A 23,802-nucleotide genomic window follows, 5' to 3' on the forward strand; every position below is an offset into this window, starting at 1 on the left:
AAACATTATGACCATTTGTCCGTTCTTGATAAGAATGCCGAAATATTAACCCGAAACTCGAACAATTAATCATTTTACTTAATTTTAACAGAGCTAAGTAATTCGCCCCCCTAGATTATGACCGGCCGATCCAAACTTAATATTCCTGAGAGAAAAATAATTCTTGTTCTTGGAGATCTTGTTATAGTTGGCATAGCCCTATACTTCTTTTTATACCAGGTTATTGACGACCCTGAGATTCCAATAACTTCTATGGTGATGATTGTAAGTCTCGGCATATTCTCATACTTTTTCATGGCTTACGTTCTTAATTTTTACTATTTGGCCAATGATTCCAGATATACGATAAATATTATCATGAAGGGGTTGATTGTTACCATCCTTTTCATTTTTACTGAAATTTTAGGTGCTGTAATCTTATTCGATTATAGTTTTTGGAGAGTCAATCTACTTATCTTCCTTTTTTCTACTCCTTTGGCAATTCTAGCTTGGAGACGTTTATTCACTTATATTTTCAAGTTCATATCGACGACCAAAAGGGTATTGTACATTTATGACAGTCAATTAGGAGGAGACTGGGAAAAATACGTCGAAATAATAAATGGATTGGGTATACATACTTTTTACGAAGTTGTTGATGTACTCGATATCAGCAACTCAAATAACGAAAGTGCGGGGCTAAGTGAAGTTCATGTCGATTCTTGGGTGATTGATGTAAACACATCAAAGCCATTGCCGAAATTCGTTGAAAAATCGATGTTAGAGGCTTTGGTTCAAGGCAAAGAAGTAGTTACGTTTACATCTTTTTATGAAAATATCTACGAGGCATTGCCTATAATTACCCATAATGCCAACGAAAGCTGTGCTGAAATCTTACAGATTCAACATACAAGGGTCAGGTACCTTTCAAAGATTTTTAATTTTACCGTGAACTTTGTACTATCCTTTCTGGTTGGTTTCATTTTCATAATAGTCACACCATTTGTATTCTTATTGAATATGATTTTTAACCCAGGCCCGTTGTTTTATAACCAAAAAAGAGTTGGTATATACGGTAAGGAGTTCGACATATACAAATTCCGATCGATGGTTGTCGATGCTGAGAAAAGCGGGGCTAAAATGGCAACAAAAAATGATGCCAGAATCACTCCTTTCGGCAAGGTTTTGAGAATGTTTAGAATAGATGAACTTCCTCAGATAATTTCGGTTATCAAAGGAGACATGCGTTTTATTGGCCCAAGACCTGAAAGAAAAGTTTTTGTTGATAGGCTAAATGAAATAACCCCATATTATAACATTCGACATCTAATAAAGCCTGGGATTACCGGCTGGGCACAGGTTAAATATAAATATGGCGAAAACTTAAGTGACTCCATTAAAAAGCTTGAATACGACTTGTACTATATTAAGACCCGATCTATTGCACTTGATCTTAGAATAATCTTTAAAACCTTCACTACCATTCTATTTTCTAGAGGCGTTTGAGCCAGTAATTGAATGGATGTCCTTAAGTAAAGTGCCGAGACTTATTCTATTATGCCATTTATGGGTGTAATTTTCTTGCCAACAAGGCGTTTTCAAAAACTCAATAGTACAGCTGGTGGAAATAATTTATTGCTAAATCTTACTTACGGTAAACTCCGACCTCCGATTTACCCTGTGCTTATCCTCGCTACATTTGACCCCATCGCTACATTCGTTCAATAGATGTTTTTCTCCAAAAGCCTTGGTTGTCAATCGTGTAGGATCAATGCCTTTGCCAACGAGGTAGGTCTTAGTCCTATTGACACGTCTTTCAGAAAGCCATTCATTGTATTCGGCAGTGCCACGAGAATCAGCATGAGAAGCGATTTCCAACTGAAGACTTGGATTTTCGTCCAAAATAACCGAAAGACCATCAAGTACAGTTTCAGATCTTGGTGTCAAATATGACGAGTTGAACTTAAAGTAAACGTATCCGAGCGCGTTTATTTTTTCTTCGATCGCTCTTCGCTTGGCCATCTCCTCATCAATCTTGGCCTTTTCAAGAGCGGCTAGTCTTGCACTTTCTTTTTCTTTTGCCAAGCGTTCGGCCAAGATGGCTTCTTCACGTGCCCTATCCACGGTCGCTATCGAATCTTGAACTCGTTGCTTTTCTTTTTCCAGCGCCTCCATCATGGCCAATTTTTCCTCTCCTTTTTTCGAAAGTTCCTTTTCGATACCAAATTGGTAGACAACACCTGCAGCATGCTGGATATGATTTGTAACACCTTCTCCCAATCCCCATTTTCCCGAAGAACTTAGATCAATGCCCCATCTATCAGAAAACCAAGTTCTAAAGCCCACAATGGCATTATAGGTACTTCTACCCTTCTTATTGGCATCGGTGTATCCAAAACCCACTCCGATGTAGGGGTCGAACCAAGAGGTTTCACCTATTATTTTGTTCAGATCGTAAGTTAGCCGGGCATCCAATCCAAAATAGTTGATATCTTCATTAATAATAGTACCATCGATTAAATTACCCTCTTTATATTTATTTATCGTTCCGATGGCCTCGAGGCCCAGTCCGTTTTTGAAATAGCGTCCAATACTAAGTCTTGATGGATATGGCACCATATTCCATTGTGAGTCGATCGCGAATAAATCATTGAACACATCTCCCGAGTCATCGACTGCATTGAAACCCAGTCCAAGAATCCATGAGCTTTTTACAATACTATCCTTAGAGGTAAGTTGTAGATCTTCTTGAGAAAAAGTGGAATTAACTACAATAATCACAAAGGCAAACGCCAATAACGTATAGTTCTTCATAGGTCAAGATTTTAGGGCTTATTAATTCCATAAAATTATGACCGATACCTACTTGAGGCAAGCAAGTACTTTAAACGGCTTTTTTTTTCGTTGGATGGTAAAATAAACTTGAAATGTGCCTTATTTCCAGGGGATGAGGTCGATTTGTTTATCGGTAAAAGGCATCTTATATACGTAGAAAGGACTAATAATAGCTGTGGTATTTGATTTGTCTTGGGCAATCTCACGACTTGCTTTGAATGCCAAATGGGTTTTTGTCTCCTCGATCAAAGAAAGACTTGGCACCCCTTCTTTATTTACAGTCCCTCCACAATAAACGATTACCATATCCTTTGAAAAATCGATCTCTGGAACTGGTAGGCCAGGTTTACGGGTTCTATTGACCTTCGCAAAGAACTTTCTTAAAGACTGCTGATCCTTGATCAGCAATAACTCTTCAGTCTCAGCACCGCTATAGTTATCCTGCAGCACCATGGTCAATGGACCATCGTCCGTATTTTGATCCGATACTACTTTTTGCCCGCTACAGGAAGCCATAATTACTATTATCAGAATCAATGTATACCTCATGCCCTATCTAGCTGAATGATTTTTTACGACTTCTATTATAGGCCTTTTCGTAGACGCTCTCATATAGTGGCAATACCTTCAATATATCGAACTTGTGCGCGACGTGTACGGCATTCTCCTTGAATTCTTCCAAAACGACATCATCACTTAATATGCGTATGGCATTCTCCGACATTTCCTCAACATTTCCGACATCGCTCAAAAACCCGGTAACACCTTGTATGTTCACCTCGGGGATTCCTCCAGTATTGCTTGAGACTACAGGAACTTTGTTGACCATGGCCTCTAGTGCCGCCAGGCCGAAACTCTCCGTTTCCGAGGGAAGCAAAAACAAGTCCGAAAAGCATAATATTCGATCTATTTCGTTGCTGTTACCTAGAAAGAGTACTTTGTCCATTAATCCGAGTTGTTCACACAACAATTCGGCACCTTCTTTTTCAGGGCCTTCCCCGACCATAATCAACTTAGCGGGAATTTTCTTCTGAATATTGTTAAAAATATGGATTACATCAGGTATCCGCTTGACCCTTCTAAAGTTACTGATATGCGTAATTATCCTTTCGTTTTCGTTCGCCATCAACGAACGTTGACAATCAGTAAAAGATGGACTATATTTCGTTTTATCTATAAAATTGGGAATAACTTGAATTTCCTTTTTAATATCAAAAAACTCCAGCGTGCGCTGCTTCAGATTTTTCGAAACTGCGGTAACTACATCTGATTGATTGATGCTAAAGGTTACGGCAGGTTTATAAAAGGGATGATTGCCCACTAGGGTGATATCAGTACCGTGCAACGTGGTTATCATAGGAATATGTATACCTTCTTCCGCCAACATCATTTTGGCCATATACCCCGCATAGGCGTGAGGAATGGCATAATGTACATGTAGCAGCTCAATTCCATATAACTTTATGGTGTCGACCAATTTACTCGACAAGGCAAGCTCATAGGGCTGATAATGAAAAAGAGGATATTCGGGAACGTGCACTTCATGAAAATGAATCCTGTTACTCAATAACTCTAAACGTACCGGCTGGCGATATGTCACAAAATGGACTTCGTGCCCCCTATTGGCCAGGGCAATGCCAAGTTCGGTGGCCACTACACCGCTACCTCCGAAAGTAGGGTAACATACTATAGCTATCTTCATGCTTCAAATTTAGTGAAATACGACGGCTAAGTCGGGATAAGCCTTGCGTATTTACCCTTAAATACGTTAAGAATTAGTTAATGTGAAGCTTGTATCAATTTATTATCGCCTTGTAAATGGCGTGCTGTATTCTGGTTCTGAGTCCGGTTTTCACCAATAAGGTATTCGATGCGGTAGGGTATGTTCTGTTCGAAAGAAATACATAGACCAATTCTTCTTCCGGATCTGCCCACGTATATGTGCCCGTAAAACCACTATGTCCAAAGCTCTTTCGCGATACGCATTCACACGCCGGACCTCCACCGTTGGGATCGGGTTTGTCAAACCCAACACCTCTTCTGACCCTTCTATTACAGAAGTAGCAGGTATTGAATTTCTTTACTGTCCGCGACTCAAAAAATTTATGTCCGCCGTAATAGCCGTTCTGAAGGTACATTTGCATAATTTTCGCCACATCATTGGCATTGCTGAACAATCCGGCATGACCACCGACCCCACCCTGCATTGCTGCACCCATATCATGAACATAGCCTTGAACCGTTTGATAGCGATAATATTTATCTATTTCGGACGGAACAATCATATTCTTCGGGAATCTTTCCAATGGATTATATGAGGTATGCGTCGCCCCGAGCGGGCCAAATATAAAGTCACTGGCCAATCGATCCAAAGATTGCTTATAGGTATCTTCAATGTATTTTTTCATTACATAATAGGGCACATCGCTGTAACGATAGCGATTGGATTTTAGCTCTTGACGACCTATTCTATCATATATCGAATCCTTATAGGCATCGGTCAAAAAAAGGTTGTCGATCACCTTGATCGAAAAGCCGTCGGAAGGGGCGGTCCGATAAAATTCCCTTGAAGGTTTTCTTTGTTTATCCAAGGTACTGACATAAAATGCTATCCATGAAGGAAGTCTCCCATAATGTGAAAGGGCCTTTAGAACAGTAACATTCTTCAGTTCGGTATTTGCATATTCGGGCACCAGTTCTTGAAACGTATCGTTCAGTGCAATCTTTCCCTCTTCTTCCATCTTCATTATTATTGGCAATGTCGCCAATATCTTCGTCAAGGACGCCAAATCGTAGATATATTCAAGACCTATATCCGATTCTGACTCGTACGTAGGTTTTCCAAAACTTTTGTTGTAAACCACCTTGCCCTTTCTGGCGATCAATACCTGTGCGCCTGGATACATCAGGGAATCAAGCCCGTCATGTACCAATTTGTCAACTTCGGCCAATTTGGTTCCGCTCATTCCCACACGTTCGGGAATACTATACCCAAGACGTTTTAAGGATTCCAGCTTAATAGTGGTTCCCGCCGGAAATTCTTTATTTGCACTGACCGGAAGAACCCCTTTGGCCGGAATGGCACCAAATATCAATTGCGCCGTTTTCCTTTGGGCGAATTCACTATTCTGATAACCTACCACTACCCCATCAATGTTATTGAACGAATCGATCTGCAAAAGCGAATAGGGCTTTGTAAAAACAGATAAAATGAGGTTCGAACTTCGCTCTTTGGCAATTTCCTTTAGCCAGAACAGCTCATTTTTCGAAAATTCATAGGGCTTCCATGGGCTTTCATTGCTTTTATGAAGGCCTATAATGACAAGGTTATAATCCTTTAATTTCGCTTTGAGCGTTGCAATGTCCTTACCGTTTACTTGGTCCACATCGGTATATTTTCGCATTTCGGAAATAAACGGTTCATTGGGGGCATCACCGAACTTGACGTAGGCTATCTTTTTATTTTCCAGCTTCTTTACCCCCATTAGGTAATAGTCGTTTTTGATAACTGTTATGGCGTTTTCAATGGCTTCCTCATACGCCAAATCGTCCTCGACAGTATTGAGGTCTTCGTTTAAGTTGTCAAGATCAACGAATCGATTTTTATGTAGACCGACCTTGTACTTGGCCTTCAAGATCTTTTTTACCGAACCGGCCAAACGTTCTTCGGTAATTCTTCCTTTATTATAGGCCTTTAATAGCTTGTCCTTCGCTTTTTCAAGTTCGGTCGGCATCAAGAGAATGTCATTTCCGGCCAAAAAAGCTTCCAATTCTACCTCGCCGTTCTTACCATGGTGGGCAGCACCTTTCATGTTAAGCGCATCGGTAAAGACAAGACCTTTGAAGTTCATTTCTTCCTTTAAAAGTCCCGTTATGATTTGTTCGGACAAAGATGATGGAAGGTCTTTCTTGAGTTCAAGGCTAGGGATGCCCAAATGGGCCACCATTACGCTGCTCAGACCAGCTTCGATAGCTTTTTTGAAAGGGTAGAGTTCGATACTATCCAATCTTTTTTTTGTAAAATCGAGAACCGGTAGGGAATGGTGCGAATCGGTAGCGGTATCTCCATGCCCCGGAAAATGTTTTCCACTGGTCAGTACCCCGGCCCTTTCCATACCCTTCACCATGGCGATGCCCTTTCGGGCAACATTCTCGCGATCCTCCCCAAAAGACCGGTTTCCGATGATAGGATTCTCGGGGTTGATATTAATGTCAAGAACAGGTGCAAAATTAATATGGATGCCCAATCGTTTGGCATGCAGGCCTATTCGGTAACCGACGTTCTCGACAATGGAATCATCGGTAATGGCACCCAAGGTCATGTTCCATGGAAACGCATAGGTAGAGTCAAGCCGCATGGCCACGCCCCATTCGGCATCCATACCTATCAACAATGGTGTTTTAGAAGCTTTTTGATATTCGTTGGTCAATTTGGCCTGGGCCACCGGACCGCCCGGCAAAAAAATAACCCCGCCAATCTGATGTTCTTCAATAAGGTGCTTAATTCTATCTGTACTATTCTTATTTTCGTTAGAGCCGATACTGACCATAAAAAGTTGCCCCACCCTTTCCTCTAAAGACATGGCATTATACCGCGCATCTACCCAATTCTGTTGAAGAAGGCTATCACTAGCCACTAAAGGGTCTTTTTGGGCCTGGGCGACCATCAAAAAAAACAAAACAAAAACAGTAAAAAAACGCATATAAAATTGGTCTATGGAAATAACTTAAAACCGTATCGATTATTGCACTTTATCGGGTTTTTAAAGCGATACCATCAAATTTTCAATTATCGTACCAGAAACAGGTCACATAAATCGGGCATGCCAACTTTCGGAAGCAGGAACCTCCCAATTCTCAAGATATTCAAGTTTGTTCGCCACGAGATTGTTAAAGACTACCGTGTTTTTTGACACGGCTTTTTGACTTGCCATTTTCTTAAAATCGGCCAAGGGCTTATAAGCGATGAAATCACCCTGTTTATAGGACACATTCATTTTATCGAGCAGTTGCAAACCATACTTCTTCTCCAAACCTTGAATGAAATGTACCGAAGCATCGATAGAACATCCGGAAGCCGAAGTTAAGGATTGGTCAAGTGCCAATATAATAAAGCGTCTGTACCGAATCTCAAAGCCCGCCTTAAGGTCACTGCCGTGTGCCGTCCATGCGTCTATAAATTGGCCCAAAGATTGTTCGACCTCTTGCAGTTCGGTTTCAGTAAAACTCCTGCTGGCCTGATATATCCACACCCGGGATTCATCAGGAAGCGCATTAAAATCTACTAGCATATTCTATTATTTGGGGCGGCCTCGTGAAAGCCATTGTCAAAGATCTTCTGCATTCGCTATGAGTTCGGCGATATCCATCACTTGAACGGCCGTCTCCTTTTCTTTATTCTTCACACCATCGGTCATCATCGTGTTGCAAAATGGGCAGGCCGCGGCAATGATTTCGGGTTCTGTTTCAAGTGCCTGTTCGGTGCGCTCGATGTTGATGTCTTTGTGCCCTTTTTCAGGCTCTTTGAACATCTGTGCACCCCCCGCTCCACAGCAAAGTCCCTTCTTTCTGCAATTTTTCATTTCCACCAGTTCGGCATCCAGTTTTTTTATCAAATCTCTCGGTGCCTCATAAACATCGTTCGCACGGCCCAAATAACATGGATCGTGGTACGTTATCTTTTTTCCTTTCAATTTTCCGCCTTGCATTGAAATTCTTCCCTCTTCCAACAATTGTTTCAAGAACTGGGTATGGTGAACTACCTCATAGTTTCCGCCGAGACCTGGGTATTCATTTTTTATGGTGTTAAAGCAATGCGGACAGGCGGTAACCACTTTTTTTATCCCATAGGCATTAAGAACTTCAATATTCGTGACCGCCTGCATTTGAAACAAGAATTCGTTGCCTGCCCTTTTGGCCGGGTCGCCGGTACAACTTTCCTCAGTGCCAAGAACGGCAAAGGAGACATTGGCTTTGTTCAAAATTTTGACAAAAGCCTTGGTAATCTTTTTGGCCCGGTCATCAAAACTACCTGCACAGCCCACCCAAAACAATACCTCTGGTTGTTCTCCCTTGGCGAAAAGTTCAGCCATAGTCGGTACTTTCAGTATATTTTCCATAGCGTCTTACCTTTTTATTCTTGACTCCAATTAAGTCGGTCCATTTGATTGAAGGGCCAAGGTGCACCATTGTTTTCGATGTTGCCCATCATATTGTTCAGTTCGCTCGGTGCGGCCGATTGTTCCATGACAAGAAACTGTCTCATATCCATAATGATAGAAAGGGGGTCGATACTAACGGGACAGGCCTCCACACAGGCATTGCACGAGGTGCAGGCCCAAAGTTCTTCCCGCGTTATGTAATCGTCGAGAAGCTGTTTTCCATCATCGACAAATTGACTCTTGTTGGCCTCAATGTTCTTACCTACTTCTTCGAGCCTATCTCGCGTATCCATCATTATTTTTCTGGGCGAAAGCTTCTTTCCTGTCAAATTCGCCGGACATTCGCTGGTACATCGTCCGCACTCCGTGCAGGTATAGGCGTTCAAAAGCTGTAACCAAGAAAGGTCCTTCACATCTGAAGCCCCGAACTTTTCTGGGACAGGAGCATCTTCGGGCGGTGCGGCAAAAGGATCGGCAGAAGGGTCCATCATCAATTTTACTTCTTTCGTCACGGCATCATTATTCTTGAAGCTTCCCTTCGGACCCAATTTTCCAAAATAAGTGTTCGGAAACGCCAATAAAATATGTAAGTGTTTCGAATAATAGAGGTAGTTCAAAAAAAACAATATTCCCAAAATATGAAGCCACCAAGCCGTTCGCTCTATCGTAATCAACGTTGGAATGCCCATTCCATCCAAAAAAAATGCAATGTGGCCGCTTATGGGAAACGACCCTGCCTGAACATAATGTTCTGCCCCTAACTGCTGTAATTTAAAATCGGCGGCATTCATGGTCAGAAAGAGCAGCATTAAGACCATTTCTATATAAAGGATAAGATTGCCATCTTTCTTTGGCCAACCTTTCATTTCGGGCTTTACAAAACGTTTCAGCTTGATGATGTTTCTTCGGATCCAAAAAACCGCTACGGCAAAGATTACCAAGAAGGCCAATACTTCAAAAGAAGCGATCAGAATATCATACAAGTTTCCCAAAGGTGCGAATACGCGATGGGTTCCAAAAAGTCCATCGATAACAATTTCAAGAACTTCGATGTTGATAATAATAAAGCCTACATATACAATGGTGTGTAATAAACCGGGTATAGGCCGAACGACCATTTTAGTCTGCCCGAAAGCAATACGAAGCATATTGTTCCAACGCTTTGGTCTGTTATCGGCAACGTCGATAGATTTACCCAATTTAATGTTGCGGGCCAGACGTTTAACGTTTTTTACGAAGAACGCAATCGCGCCGATAAATACAAGGGCAAATAAGATATTGGGGATGTACTGCATTTAGTTGTCCTCTATTTTCTCTGCCGGATCATCTTCCGGAACGGTATAGTCTTTCTGTTTTTTGCCGAATACGGACACGTTGACGTAACGTTTCGGATTTAATCGAAAATCTTGTAACAACAGATCCAATTCCCTTGAGGCACTGTTAAGGTTCTTGTAAAGTTCTTCATCTTTCATAAGTTTGCCCAATGTGCCATCGCCTTGATCGATACGTGCCATAATATTGTCCAAATTGGCGACCGTTGACTCAAGACTTGCCAATGTTCTTCCCAAACCTGCATTATTGAGCGAATCGGAAAGTTTGGCAAAATTGTTCGTAAGTTCCCTAAAGTTTGTCAATGAACTATCCAATTTGCCTTCATTGTTCTTCAAAAGGTCGTTAAGCAACGCTGCACTTCCCTGCAGGCTCTTCATCAACTGGCTTAAACCGGAAATGCTTTCCCGCAGATCTCTTTTGGTGGTGGCATCCAACACTTGGTTTACGTTCATCATCAAAGAATCGGCATTAGTCACTGCCCCCTCGACTTTATTTTTCAAGGGATTAAGGCTCGATTGCACCAATTCGGTGATCCCCGGTCTCGTACTTGTGGTCAAAGTGTCCCCCGATTTTGCAACCGGGGCACCGTCAAAAACTGGCATGATCTGAATACCCTTGCCCCCTATGATGCCCGTATCGAAAAGTTCGGCCTTACTGTTTTTAGAAAATTCAAAATCGTTGTTTACGGTAAAGGTTACCAAAAGATTGCCGGATTGATCCTTGAATTTTATATTATTGACCGTTCCGACGGATAATCCATTTATAGAGACCTGTGTTCCTGCCTGAAGCCCGCCCACATTTTCGTAAACCGCATATAGCGTCTTGCTGTCGTCGAAGAGGGGCGTCGATTTGAGGTAGCTAAACCCCAAAATAAACAAAAGAATACCCCCGACTACGATAATTCCGGTCTTAACTTCCTTAGATAGTTTCAATAGATCGATTTTCAGTTACTAACAAAATTATGAATAATATTGAAATGGAATAATTATTCGTTTACGTATTTAAGCGCCTCGTTCAACGTAATGCGCTTACCGTCTTTGTAGGCCACGATGTAAGAAGTCGGATAGCCCTTCGTATCGGCCTTGGACTTGAGAGCTTTTGCTTCTTCATAAGTTGTGGCATTGCCGTACATATAGCGAAATAGATTTTTGACCGGCTCTTTTGAGAGCGTGTCAAGACCATTGAAGTTAGCCGGTTCAAGTGGAATTACCTGTGAGCTGGCCAAAAGCTGTACCTTATAAACAACCTGCAAGACTTCATCCGGTTTTTTTTCATTGGTTGAATCAGCATCTATGGGACTGGCCTTGGGTTTTTCCGCGACGGATTCTTTTTCAGCTTCTATTTCGTTAGCTTTTTTTGCGGCTTCTTCATCTTTTCGTTTTTGTGCAAGCGCGGCCAACTCCTTCTTTTTTATCTCTTCTGCCAACCTATCCTTTTCTGCTTGGGCATCCTGGGCATCCTGGGCCTTTTTAGCTTCTTCGGCCAGGCGCTCTTTTTCGGCCAATTCATCTTTTGCTTTTTGAGCCGCTGCCTCAAGACGTTCTTTTTCAAGCTCTGCCTCCTTTGCCTTTCTAGCAGCCTCTTCGTCCTTTCTCTTTTGCGCCAGTACCTCCAATTCTTTCTTTTTCGCTTCAATGGCGATCCGATCCTTTTCGGCCTGATCTGCTTTTGCCTTTTCGGCCGCCAATGCTTTCGCTTCTTTTTGGTCGTTTTCAACGGTTTTTAAGGTGCTTTCACCTTCAGGCTGTGCAGTTGGTTCAGGTGTATTCGAAGCAACAAGGGGAGCATTCGACCTGATACCCGAACGATATCTTAAAATCGCATCGGCAATTGCAGTGCCCATTTCCGATTGGCCCTTACTAGAATTCAGATATGCCCCTTCGGACTTGTTGGTCAAAAAACCGGTCTCGATAAGCACACTGGGCATAAAGGTCTGGTGCAATACAATAAATCCGGCCTGCTTCACCTCCCTATCCTTTCTTTTGAGTTTTCCTGCGAAATTCTCCTGTATATTCTTTGCCAGGGCTATACTTTGATCGAGAAACTCCTCCTGCATAATGGTCAGGCCAATGACCGACTCCGGCGAGTTGATATCATAATCGGCATACCTTGTCTCGTAATTATCCTCAAGATAGATGACCGAGTTCTCTTTTTTGGCAATTTCAAAATTCTGTTTGTTGGCATGAAGGCCCAAAACAAAGGTACCCGCCCCATAGGCATCCGAGGTATGGGAATCGCAATGTACCGACACGAAAAGATCCGCATTGGCCTTGTTCGCTATCTCTCCCCTTACATATAGGTCAACAAAAGTATCGTCATTACGGGTGTAGATTACTTTTATGTCCGAATTTTGTTCAAGGATCGAGCCGACCCTTAGTACGATGTTCAATGCGATGTTCTTTTCGAGGTATCCGTTGCCCAGATTCCCCGGATCATGCCCGCCATGACCGGCATCTAAAACGACCACGAATTTATCATCATTTTCTTGATAGGCATAGCTACTTGGGGTATGCAAAAGAAAATGGATTACTACTAAAATTGACATGAAAAAAGAAGGTTTCCTCTTCATTATGGCATTTTTTTGGGGAAGCTCACCAAGGTTAAATTTATTGTAATACCCTATTACGGGAACAAAAAATATATGTAAGTTTGACTGCCTAAATAGCGATAAGTATCAGTATCGACAAGAAAGCCAAACCTTCACAAAAATAGGATATCTAGCTTTGCAATCAAACAAACATCTTTTACTTTTCCTATTTCTGCTTGCTTTTAGTGTACTTTCGACGTCTGCACAAGAAGACAAAATCATCTCCCTCCCTATAAAAGTCCAAAAAGATTCCATTACGGCCCCATTGTTCCCGGCGAGCGTAATCGATACGGTTCAAGCCGATTCCATCATATCGGATTCAGTAAAAAGAAAACCATCGTTGCTTTTGGGAAAGATAAAGTACAAAGCAAAAGATTATGTGAAATTGAGCCAAAAAGACCAAAAGATATACCTGTATAACGAAGCCGAAATATACTATCAAGATACAGAGCTAAAGGCGGGTATAATCATTCTCGATTATATAAAGAACGAAGTATATGCCGGTCGCCTCAAGGACTCTCTTGGCAATTATTCACAACTTCCCTTTTTCAAGCAGGGCGACAACGAAGTGATCCCTGATTCGATACGCTTCAATTTCGATACCCAAAAAGCGTTGATTTGGAATTCTCGAACCGAGCAGCAGGCAGGTCTAGGGTCTTTGGGCGGTGACAACATGAAAGTATATGCCGAAATCACAAAAAAGGAAAATGATTCGGTCTACTTTCTAAGCGAAGGCAAGTTGACTACCTCGACCGATACGATAAACCCCGACTATTATATTAGGGTGAGAAAGGCCAAATTTGTGCCAAAAAAGAAGGTGATCGCCGGGCTGAGTAATCTTTACATTGCAGACGTACCTACACCGATCGGACTGCCATTTGCCTATTTTCCGCTTTCGGTGGGAAGAACCGCAGGACTGATTATGCCTACGTTCGGTAACGATCCCGATCGTGGTTATTTTTTGCAACAAGGCGGATATTATATACCTATCGGTGACTATGCCGACCTTACCCTTACCGGAGATTTCTATACCAATGGAAGTTATGGCTTTCGTACCCAATCGGTCTATGTCAAACGCTACAGATACCGTGGCAATGTAAATTTCAGGTATGAAAACCTGGTAGCTAGTCAAAAGGGATTCAGTGACTATAGCCGAAGTACCATTTGGAATCTTCAAATGTCGCATTCACAAGATACAAAGGCCAGTCCGAATTCGCGTTTTTCTGCCTCCGTCAACCTCGGAAGCAGTTCGTATTATCAAAATTCATTGTTGCAGCAAAACCTACCGAATACCCAAAACAACACCCTAAGTTCGTCTATCTCGTACTCAAAAACCTTTCCGGCCTATCCTTCGGTGAATATGAGCCTAACGATGACCCACAGCCAGAATACAAGTGCCAATGCCCCTGAAGACAATATAGATATGACCTTGCCCACCTTTCAGGCAAGTTTAGAACGAATTTATCCCTTTGCTAAAAAAGACGGAATCAAGAAAGGTATTATCCAGAATATCAACTTTCAATATGATGTAAACGCCCAAAACCGGCTGAAAACCAATGACGAAGACTTTTTGACCGGCCGCATGTTCGATGGGGCAAGAATAGGCGCAAGACATCGAATACCCTTGACCACGAATTTTAAGGTCGCAAAGTTCTTTAGTGTAAGCGTAGGGGGCAACTATGAAGATATATGGACACTCGAAACCTACAAAAAGAGATTTGATGCCACCGCCGGCGAGAACGGTGAGGTCGTAAGGGATACCATCAAAGGCTTCGATCGATTCAATAAGTATGGTTTCAGCGCAAGTATTGGAACGACAGTATACGGTACGTTTAATTTTGGGGAAGATAAAAAAATACAAGCCCTCAGACATGTAATGAGGCCAAGCCTGAGCTATGGTTATACCCCTTCATTCGAACAATTCTATGATGAATATCTCGACGCCAACGGCAATGTCGTTCAATACAGCAGATTTGAGGGAACACTTAACGGACAGCCTAGTTTGGGCAAATCAAATAGTATAGGCTTTTCTTTGGCAAATACCCTTGAAGCCAAGGTTAGGGACAAAGATTCTACGGCAACCGAAGCGAAAAAAATATCGATTCTCAACAACTTCAATATTTCTACGGGCTATAATTTCGAGGCCGACTCTTTAAAAATAAGCCCATTAAGTGTTAACGGAGGCACGAGCATACTCAATAAAAAAATGTCGATAAATTTTTCCGCCGGTCTAGACCCCTATGCCATAGACAACAACGGCCGGCGCATAAATACCTTCAATATCGATAATGGGGGAAGTTGGTTGCGGCTCACAAGGGCCAACTTCAATGTAGGGTATTCGATAGATAGCAAGACTTTCGGAAAAAAGAAGGAAGAGGAAGAGGAAGAATCCGGTGAATTCGACTATGTGGCGCAAAGCGGGGGTCGGGACGATGATCTTTTTGGCAAGGCCGATGATTTTTATGACACCCGAAGTAACGAAGATCGCTCCAGAAATTCCGATGATGTCGAAAATCCGGCGTGGGGCACCAAAATACCGTGGAATTTTCGCCTCGCCTATTCGGCAAGTTATTCGAATACGGCCCGCCAAAATGAATTTAGCAGCCACTCGCTCATGTTTTCCGGCGATATTGAACTATCCCCCAGATGGAAGGTGGGCGGGTCTTCAGGTTATGATTTCAAGAACAAGGGCTTTACCCTGACCCAACTTCGCTTTGAACGCGATCTTAAAAGTTTTAACATGAGATTCACTTGGTCGCCCTTCGGGCGGTACGAGCGCTGGTACTTCTTTATAGGGATCAAAAGCTCGATCCTTAAAGATCTTAAATGGGAAAATAGGAGTCAACCGGCCAGAAGATAAAATAATACCATCCCAATTGGAAATAACGAAGCACAAGCGGGTTCTATAAAAAAAGACAACCTTAAACAATCGAAAATGAAGAAAATAATCAATACGCCAAACGCCCCTGCCCCTATCGGCCCTTACAATCAGGCTGTTTTGTTTGGGAACACCCTCTATATTTCAGGTCAGATACCCATCGACCCAAAAACAGGTGATCTTGTGGAAAATGACATTAAGAAGGAAACCCAGCAGTCTATGGAAAACCTAAAAGCCATCTTGACCGAAGCGGGGATGACCTTTGAAAATGTGGTCAAAACATCAATATTTCTGAACGATATGAACCAGTTTTCACAAGTCAATGAAGTTTATGCCACATATTTTGATGCCGACACCGCACCAGCTCGTGAAACTGTCGAGGTTTCGAACCTACCCAAGTTCGTGAACGTCGAAATCTCGATGATCGCTATCAGATAGTTTCTCTGTGAAATTCGACTAGACCGTCGATCGGGCGCTGGCGGATAACTCCGGCAACAAGATCATTGCGCTCAAGCACGGCCGCCAATTCTTCCCGTAAAAAATACGCAATACTACCAACAAAATGAATTGGCACCTTGGTCGCCAATTCAAATTGCATTACATGGTTATTGATGAACTGTTGAAGCCCCTTATCTATTACACCTTTGCAATACGGATGATTCTTGTTCTCTATTAAAAATCGCGCGAAAGTCGCCAAATAGGTATTCGGGTTAGGCTGCTTGTATAAATTCTCCTTAATAACGTCGGGGTCAAGATTGTACTCTTTCGCGAACTTGATCGCCAAATCTTGTGGCATTTTATGGTAATAATAGTCCCTGATCAATTTTCTTCCAAAAAAGTTCCCGCTTCCGTCATCCATGGGTATGTATCCCAGTGAGATTACCTTTTGAAAAAGTTGATGTCCGTCATAATAACTACAATTGGAGCCAGTGCCCAAAATACACACGATGCCTTGATGGCCGACTTTGGTCGTCGAATAAATTGCAGCATAGGTATCTTCCCTAACGATCGCCTTTGCCTTCGGAAAAAAATCCTTAAATATTTTTTTCAGGAACTTGCGCATACGCTCCGTACCACATCCCGCACCATAGAAAAAAAGCTGGGTGACTTTATCCCTATTCTTGGAAAGTTCGAAATTATTGGCCAACCGGTCTTCAATGACCTCTTTGGTCAATACCTCGGGACTAAGGCCGAGGGTTTGTGTCAAGAACAATTGATTTCCTTTATTGTCCAAAGCAATCCAATCCGCTTTGGTAGCCCCGCTATCAACGATCAATATCATAAGCCCATACTTAAAAAGTTTTTCCTATGCCACCACCATAAAGGATACATGACAGGCCTTGAGAAGAACTATTATTGCATTTTGAATTTTATACGCTTGCCACGTGTTGGATCAAATCGACCATCTTGTTCGAAAAACCGGACTCATTGTCATACCAGTTGATCAACTTGAAAAACTGAGGGTTGAGTTCGATTCCTGCTCCTGCATCGAAAATACTTGTGCGGGGGTCGCTGACAAAGTCTTGCGATACCACGGCCTCTTCCGTATAGCCCAGAATCCCCTTTAATTCTCCTTCAGAAGCTGATTTAAAGGCTTTTTTAATTTCTTCGTAAGACGTTTCCTTTTTCAAACGAACGGTCAAATCGACGACCGATACATCAGCGGTAGGTACCCTGAAGGCCATTCCCGTAAGTTTTCCTTCCAATTCGGGAATAACCTTTGTGACCGCTTTGGCAGCACCCGTAGAAGCGGGAATGATATTGAGCAATGCACTTCGACCACCTCGCCAATCTTTCTTGCTAGGCCCATCAACGGTCATCTGAGTCGCCGTTGTGGCGTGCACCGTTGTCATCAATGCTTCTTCAATACCAAAATTATCATGCAAAACCTTCGCCATTGGCGCCAAACAATTTGTGGTACATGAAGCATTCGAAACAATGGTGTCAGAACTTTTTACATTCTTATGGTTAACGCCCATCACGAACATCGGCGCATCTTTCGAAGGGGCCGATATCACTACTTTTTTGGCACCCCCGTCGATATGGTATTGTGCAGTTTCCAAGGTGGTGAAAATTCCGGTACATTCTGCAACGATTTCAGCTCCGACAGCATCCCATTTGATGTTTTTAGGGTCTCGCTCGGCCGTTATTCGAACCGTCTTCCCGTTTACGATCAGATTACCGTCTTCCACCTCGATCGTTCCGTCGAACTTACCGTGAACCGAATCATATTTTAGCAGATAAGCCAGATGTTCAACATCGAGCAGGTCATTAATGGCCACCACATCTATGTCATCCCTTTTGACGGACGTTCTAAAAACCAGTCTTCCTATTCTTCCAAATCCGTTAATACCTATTTTCAAGTTTGCCATTGTTATATTTTTAAATTAAAAAAATTATGTAGTCATTATTTCAGAGACTCTAATGAGCTCTTTATCCAATTTAGAGGTACCCTTGATCGCCTTCTCGATAGGTGTCAAAATAAGTTTATTGTCACGAACACCGACCATGAGATTCGTTCTGCCTTCCAATAATGCTTCAACGGCCTTGACCCCCATTCTACTGGCCAATACCCTATCGTAGCAAGAGGGGGCACCGCCGCGTTGCATGTGGCCCAGCACGGAGACCCGTACATCATAGATGGGCAGATGTTCTTCTACATATTCCTTAAGTTCGAATACATTTTTGCCCGTTTTGTCGCCTTCGGCCACAATAACGATACTTGAAGATTTTCCTGACTGCTTGCTTCTTTTCAACGACTCAAGAAGACGGTCGAGACCCCTATTCTCTTCGGGTATTAGTATTTCCTCGGCTCCCGCGCCAACACCTGCGTTCAAGGCGATATGGCCTACATCTCGGCCCATGACCTCAACAAAGAAAAGTCTATTGTGGGAACTGGCAGTATCCCGTATTTTATCGATACAATCGACAACGGTGTTCAGTGCCGTATCGAAACCCAAAGTAAAAGAAGTGCCGAAAATATCGTTATCGATAGTACCAGGAATTCCTATGACAGGAAAATCATATTCCTTATTGAAAATCATCGCTCCGGTGAAACTACCATCGCCCCCGATCACTACAAAGGCATCTATTCCTTCGGCCTTGAGCTGTTCATACGCTATTTTTCTTCCTTCCGGGGTTCTAAAATCATCACAGCGGGCAGATTTTAAAATAGTACCGCCTTTATTGATGATATTGTTCACACTTCTGGCATCCATTGGCTTGAAATCACCCTCTATCATGCCTTGATACCCTCTGAATATACCAACGCAATCTACCTTCAAATAAGCGCAGGTTCGAACTACCGAGCGTATTGCGGCATTCATGCCAGGTGAGTCACCACCTGATGTAAAAACTCCAATTTTCTTAATCTTTGAGGCCATCGAAAATTTTAAGCTAGCAAAATTAACAAACTTAATCGAATAATTGAACTGTAGAAAACATATATTGACATCATGACGTCAACAATGTACAGGCTCAAACGATTTCGTTGGCCATTTTAAGAGGAAGTGCAAAAAATCATAACAAAATGATCGTTTTTCGTTCCAAAAAACTAAAGTCCCTTGGTCTTTTCACGAAAACGGTAGAGACTGTCATTGTGCATAACGGAAGATGGGTCACTTTGCGGCAAGGACAATTCGTCTTTTTCTACATTCTTTTTGCCGAAAACCTTGTTCCATAATTCCTTAAAGCTATTGAAGTCGACATCGTAGGAAAGTCCTGCCCCTTGGGTAGAGCCCTGTCGGTCGGCCAAATATTCTTGAATCTCACTTTCCCTACTAAAGAACTTCATACTAAGGGTACCTTCTTCATTTAACAAGACCTGAACCTCAAAGTCACCGGCTATCACAGTTTCGCTTGCCCCTCCAACGGGGACACCTACCTTTCCATTCAATAGAATTCGGTCGCTTATCTGTGTTGAAACCGTCACTCCAAGCCTGTCATCGGTCTCGAAATCGGCCAAGTAATTACTTCCCTGCTCATAAGAGATACCTAGATTGAACTTATCATTGTTACCGCCCAAGACCTGGTTCAATATACTAGATGCCGATTGGATCAAATTACCCGTTACCGCTTGCGCATTTAAACCGTTTTGATCATTTACGAATGAACCTTGCGCCAATAAGAAAATCGCATTTTTTTCAACAATTTCGGGGTCTTGAAGTCGATACTCAAGTTCGGTCTGTACGATGGAGTTCGTACCGGGAAACTCAATATCAAATTGAATATCGGGGTTTTCAAGTTCATTGGTCAAGTTAATGACGACATCTGTGGCAATTCTTCTGTTGTACCCTGTATTTTCAAGCAAAGGAGCTGGGTTCGCGTTCAAAGAATACACAGCCTTCATGTTCAATTGGGCTTTCAAGGGGTCACCTAACCAAAAAATACTCCCTCCCGGCTCTACGGTGAATGTTTTATTGATGATATTGCCGAACTTATAATTGAACTCTCCCGTTACCACGGCAAATTCGCCGTTCATTTCAAATCGATCCCTGGTGTTGATCCGCATGTTCATCAAACCGATGCCCGTGCCTTTTAAATTACTTCCCGTTTTTCTATCGGTTACGATCTGCACCTCTGCTTCTGGCGTAATATCAAGGTTGAACTCAAGTTCAAGACCTTCTACATCGTCAAGTGTACGCTGTTCTTCAATGGTCTTGACATCATTTTTTTCAATGAAATTTATAAAAGAATAGTCCCCCACCGTAGCCACATCGCTTAACGGAATTTTTAACGAAGTGCCGCGCGCAGTTTCACCATCGACCACGATATTCAATGCCTTGGTCGAGCCAAATATTCTTCCCTTTCCTCTTAGGAAGCCGGTGCCGTAGTATAATTCTTCTTCATCAAACTCAGTGTTCAAAATCAATAATCGGTTCGCATTCGTGTCAATATTCAAGTTCAAGGTCCAATCTTCAAAAAAAGAATGGGTAATCGTGCCGTCTAAATTTGCTTTGGTGTTATAAACGACATCGGTGAAATCAATATTGACAAACTCAAAGGATTGATTTCTTAGATTGACCCTTGAATTTGGCGCAAAACTATAGTCTACATTAAGATACGGCACACCCAGACCTGCGTTGTCAAGTGTCAGAATACCGCTAAAATCTGGGTTTTTTATATTGCCCCGTAACCTTGCGTTTCCGTTGAGGTCTCCACGAATATTTGATATTACCCCTTCACCCAAGGGACTGAACGGTTCTAGGTCAAAATCAGCGAAATTTGCCAAAAGATCGGCCTCAGGCTCTTCTCCATGGTTTAATATTTTGCCGGCAACCCCGAATTTTTCTTTTCCTCCTTCGGTAATCTGGGCATTCACGATAAACTCTGTTAGGTCGCGATTTCCAGCAATACCGATCGTCAAATCACCCATTCGCATATCGTTTATGGAAAAATCTTCGACAGCCAAATTCGAGGAGGGAAGATATACACCGTCTTTTTGGAAAATATTAAGGGTTCCGTTGACTTCTCCCTGCAATTTCAAACTATCGATTGCCGGCGTAATCTTATTCAACGAAACTATCTTAAACTGTAATTGAAGGTCTTTAAAAGTGGAATCGGCCAACTGCCCGTTCAAACGAATCTGTTCTTGAACGTTGTTGTTCATGACAATTTCCTCGATCTTAATGCTGTCGAGGGTTCGGTTTACGATCACTTTGTTAAGATTATTGCCGTCTTTATTGAGCACCCATGTATTTCCCTTAAAACTTACGTCCGATTTCTTAAGTCCAATCACCGACTTGTTCTCGGAATTAAAAGTGTGATAAAAATTGATGTTATAGCTGTCGTTAAGCGTACTACCGCCTTTGAATTCCGTTCTAAAGAATAACGTATCCTTCAAGGTTGTGTTTATCAATTGAAAATCCTTTACGTCATAGTATTTGGTCTTCATATCACCAACCGAAACGAAGGTGTTATAAAGCGGGTTTTTGTTATCGATCCGTAGCTCGATACTATCGGCCGAATTGCCAAATGCCTCTATACTGGGTGACCTAAAATTTAATTTGAAATCACCTTCATCGGCGATGATGTTACCTCTGATGAATGTATTGGGGTCAAACTTTACTTCTGGAAAAAATACATCGACAATCTTGTTATAAATCTTAAAATTAAAAGCAAGTGTCTGACCTTCGGAAATTTCAAACGGTCTGTAGTTCGTATAAATACTGCCCAGTGAATTCTGGACGAGCTTGCCCAATTCTTTAACCTTGAAATTACCCTTCATGTAACCGGTAATAATATCAGGAGAATTAATATCTATGGTTCGAATCGAATCATTTTCGAACGTTGACGACACCTGAAAATCTTCGAAGTAATAGGTGTCGTTCTTGTTCTCAAAAACGGTTTTCGTGAACTTTATATCACCGGCCAAATTGTCAAGGGTATTTCCCGATATGTCCATGTTGACATTCCCCTTAAAGATAGAAACACTATCATTTACAAAGTTCAATCTTTTAAGGTCCGCATAATCGACCGATGCTATAAAATTGAAATCGTTACGGTCTCGTGCAAAATCTGCCAACCCCTTAAACGTGAATTTCAGATTTTCATCATTACTGACCAAAGTACCATCGAACAGTTGTTCCTTGAGTATTCCTGATACTTTGACATCTTTATATTCATAATTATTGAAATTCACGGAATAGACTTCACCGATTACCTCTGTGTTCAGGCTTTTTTGAACAAATCCCTTACCTTCAACGTTAAAATCCAAGGTTGTCCTTCCTAATCTTCTGTTCTCTACCAAACTGCCCAAATCAAAGTCTATCAAGGATAGAAAACCTTTGTATTCCGCATCATCAATATGATTGAAATTCGAAATGTTCAGGTCAAAATAACTATTGCCAAGTGCGGTATTCAAATTTGCCCTTGCATCGACCGAGGTTTCAGAAACGACAGCATCGCCCCTTATGGTGAATTGGCCCAATTTCTGAAACGTCGTTGGTAAGGCTTTTCCCAGAATATTGGGCATCAGCGAACGCAACTCATAATAACTTGAGGTCACGTTCTTCATTTGGGCCTCCATTACAAATGGATCTTTTTTTGAAAAGAGGTTCTTGAAATTGAAATCGCCCCGAATACCCGTGTTATCTGAAAGCAAAAAAAGGTCGTTGGTACTCAGATCGTTCAAAACGCCTTCTGTTTGCGTTGAAAAAGCCACTTTCTTGCCCTTTCCAAATTCATCGTAAAGTAAATTTACCTCATCAAGGGCGACCGTTGATTCTTCAAAATAAGCGGTTACTTTGACCTTGTTCAAAAAATCCCTGAAATCTTCACGGTCGTAATCAAAAACCAAACTTCCCTTTAAATCAGATTCTCGGGTTTTGACACCCAAAGAATCGAAGCGCATTTGTTCTTTGGTATACTTGAAACGGGTGGTCAAGTGTTGAACCTCGATATCTCGCTGACTTTTGAACGCCATTTCCTCAATATCGACATTTACATCAGGACCAACTATTTGAAAATCTGCCGCTGATATGGAAAGTTCGTTAAAATCCAAAATTTTAGGATTGGTCAAATTTTCATCAGTGTACCTGAAAACGCTGTTCGTAATTTCAATGTCGGATGAAGAAAAAAAGAAGGGGGGGGTGCCCGGTTCCCTAGGCTTGCCATCATCCAATTTATCGATGAAAACTTCAAGGTTGGTACTTAAACTATCTTCATAATCTTTTAGATTAAACAATAGTCTTTCGATTTCTATCGTTCCGAACTCCAATTTTCCTTCCTTCAAATTTTTTAGGTTCAAAATAGAGGTCGTCAACCGATCGATATGAAAAAGTGTGTCTTGATGGTAGTCGGCAACATAAATACCCCCTATATCGGTGTCCCAAGAAATAAGGGAAACCCTTAACCTGTCGATATTGATGTTCGTACCGAACTCTGCATTGATTCGATTTGTGGCATACTTGGCAAATCTTGTTTGAACGACGGGGAGCGAAAGAATCAATGTACCCAAAACACAGAGCAACAAAAACACCAAAAGCGTTCTGACCAGTATTTTTCTGAGTTTTTTGATAGGGCTTTATGTT

Annotated in this window: 15 protein-coding genes and 1 pseudogene; 3 read left to right on the forward strand and 13 right to left on the reverse strand. The window is 42.0% G+C overall.

The features are described 5' to 3' along the window. Positions 1-117 precede the first annotated feature (117 nt). Positions 118-1,485, forward strand: coding sequence for a sugar transferase (locus ACEZ3G_RS15895; protein WP_432426510.1), 1,368 nt, complete (start codon positions 118-120; stop codon positions 1,483-1,485). 132 nt (positions 1,486-1,617) lie between these two features. On the opposite strand, the gene ACEZ3G_RS15900 is transcribed toward ACEZ3G_RS15895, so the two are convergent. From ACEZ3G_RS15900 to ACEZ3G_RS15940, 9 genes and pseudogenes are all read right to left on the reverse strand, one after another. Further along, positions 1,618-2,793, reverse strand: coding sequence for an OmpA family protein (locus ACEZ3G_RS15900; protein ID WP_432426511.1), 1,176 nt, complete (start codon positions 2,791-2,793; stop codon positions 1,618-1,620). Positions 2,794-2,913: 120 nt separating this feature from the next. Then, positions 2,914-3,363, reverse strand: a complete 450-nt coding sequence (locus ACEZ3G_RS15905) for a hypothetical protein (protein WP_432426512.1) — start codon at positions 3,361-3,363, stop codon at positions 2,914-2,916. Positions 3,364-3,370: 7 nt separating this feature from the next. Further along, positions 3,371-4,516 carry an N-acetyl-alpha-D-glucosaminyl L-malate synthase BshA gene (gene bshA, locus ACEZ3G_RS15910; protein ID WP_432426513.1) on the reverse strand — a complete coding sequence of 382 codons (1,146 nt, stop codon included), beginning with the start codon at positions 4,514-4,516 and terminating at the stop codon, positions 3,371-3,373. Between the two features lie 94 nt (positions 4,517-4,610). Further along, positions 4,611-7,517 carry a glycoside hydrolase family 3 N-terminal domain-containing protein gene (locus tag ACEZ3G_RS15915; protein WP_432426514.1) on the reverse strand — a complete coding sequence of 969 codons (2,907 nt, stop codon included), beginning with the start codon at positions 7,515-7,517 and terminating at the stop codon, positions 4,611-4,613. Positions 7,518-7,622: 105 nt separating this feature from the next. Next, the gene (locus ACEZ3G_RS15920; protein WP_432426515.1) at positions 7,623-8,105 is read right to left on the reverse strand and encodes an ABC transporter ATPase; all 483 of its coding nucleotides are present in this window, start codon (positions 8,103-8,105) and stop codon (positions 7,623-7,625) included. Between the two features lie 36 nt (positions 8,106-8,141). Continuing rightward, positions 8,142-8,933, reverse strand: a complete 792-nt coding sequence (locus ACEZ3G_RS15925; RefSeq protein WP_432426516.1) for a (Fe-S)-binding protein — start codon at positions 8,931-8,933, stop codon at positions 8,142-8,144. A 14-nt stretch (positions 8,934-8,947) separates the two neighbouring features. After that, complete coding sequence (locus tag ACEZ3G_RS15930; protein WP_432426517.1) at positions 8,948-10,270, reverse strand: 4Fe-4S dicluster domain-containing protein; 1,323 nt, start codon at positions 10,268-10,270, stop codon at positions 8,948-8,950. Then, the gene (locus ACEZ3G_RS15935) at positions 10,271-11,239 is read right to left on the reverse strand and encodes an MlaD family protein (RefSeq protein WP_432426518.1); all 969 of its coding nucleotides are present in this window, start codon (positions 11,237-11,239) and stop codon (positions 10,271-10,273) included. It abuts the gene before it with no gap. 863 nt (positions 11,240-12,102) lie between these two features. Then, positions 12,103-12,876 (reverse strand): annotated as a pseudogene (locus ACEZ3G_RS15940) (N-acetylmuramoyl-L-alanine amidase family protein); the annotation flags it as partial. Positions 12,877-13,030: 154 nt separating this feature from the next. Here ACEZ3G_RS15940 and ACEZ3G_RS15945 point away from each other — a divergent pair. Both ACEZ3G_RS15945 and ACEZ3G_RS15950 read left to right on the forward strand, forming a co-directional pair. Beyond that, on the forward strand, positions 13,031-15,754 hold the full coding sequence (locus ACEZ3G_RS15945) for a putative LPS assembly protein LptD (RefSeq protein WP_432426519.1): 2,724 nt from the start codon (positions 13,031-13,033) through the stop codon (positions 15,752-15,754). Between the two features lie 75 nt (positions 15,755-15,829). Continuing rightward, positions 15,830-16,210, forward strand: coding sequence for a RidA family protein (locus ACEZ3G_RS15950; RefSeq protein ID WP_432426520.1), 381 nt, complete (start codon positions 15,830-15,832; stop codon positions 16,208-16,210). On the opposite strand, the gene ACEZ3G_RS15955 is transcribed toward ACEZ3G_RS15950, so the two are convergent. The 4 genes from ACEZ3G_RS15955 to ACEZ3G_RS15970 all read right to left on the reverse strand — a co-directional run bounded on the left by ACEZ3G_RS15955 (position 16,203) and on the right by ACEZ3G_RS15970 (position 23,753). Next, positions 16,203-17,054 (reverse strand): N-acetylglucosamine kinase, encoded by an 852-nt coding sequence (locus ACEZ3G_RS15955; RefSeq protein WP_432426521.1) that lies wholly within the window; start codon positions 17,052-17,054, stop codon positions 16,203-16,205. The two genes, ACEZ3G_RS15950 and ACEZ3G_RS15955, sit on opposite strands and share 8 nt — an antisense overlap. A gap of 88 nt (positions 17,055-17,142) precedes the next feature. Next, the gene (gene gap, locus ACEZ3G_RS15960) at positions 17,143-18,144 is read right to left on the reverse strand and encodes a type I glyceraldehyde-3-phosphate dehydrogenase (RefSeq protein WP_432426522.1); all 1,002 of its coding nucleotides are present in this window, start codon (positions 18,142-18,144) and stop codon (positions 17,143-17,145) included. A gap of 24 nt (positions 18,145-18,168) precedes the next feature. Then, on the reverse strand, positions 18,169-19,155 hold the full coding sequence (pfkA, locus tag ACEZ3G_RS15965; RefSeq protein WP_432426523.1) for a 6-phosphofructokinase: 987 nt from the start codon (positions 19,153-19,155) through the stop codon (positions 18,169-18,171). A 170-nt stretch (positions 19,156-19,325) separates the two neighbouring features. After that, complete coding sequence (locus tag ACEZ3G_RS15970; RefSeq protein ID WP_432426524.1) at positions 19,326-23,753, reverse strand: translocation/assembly module TamB domain-containing protein; 4,428 nt, start codon at positions 23,751-23,753, stop codon at positions 19,326-19,328. Positions 23,754-23,802 lie beyond the last annotated feature (49 nt).

Origin of the sequence: Meishania litoralis (assembly GCF_042611095.1) — a bacterium.
In the GTDB taxonomy this organism is placed as follows: domain Bacteria; phylum Bacteroidota; class Bacteroidia; order Flavobacteriales; family Flavobacteriaceae; genus Meishania; species Meishania litoralis.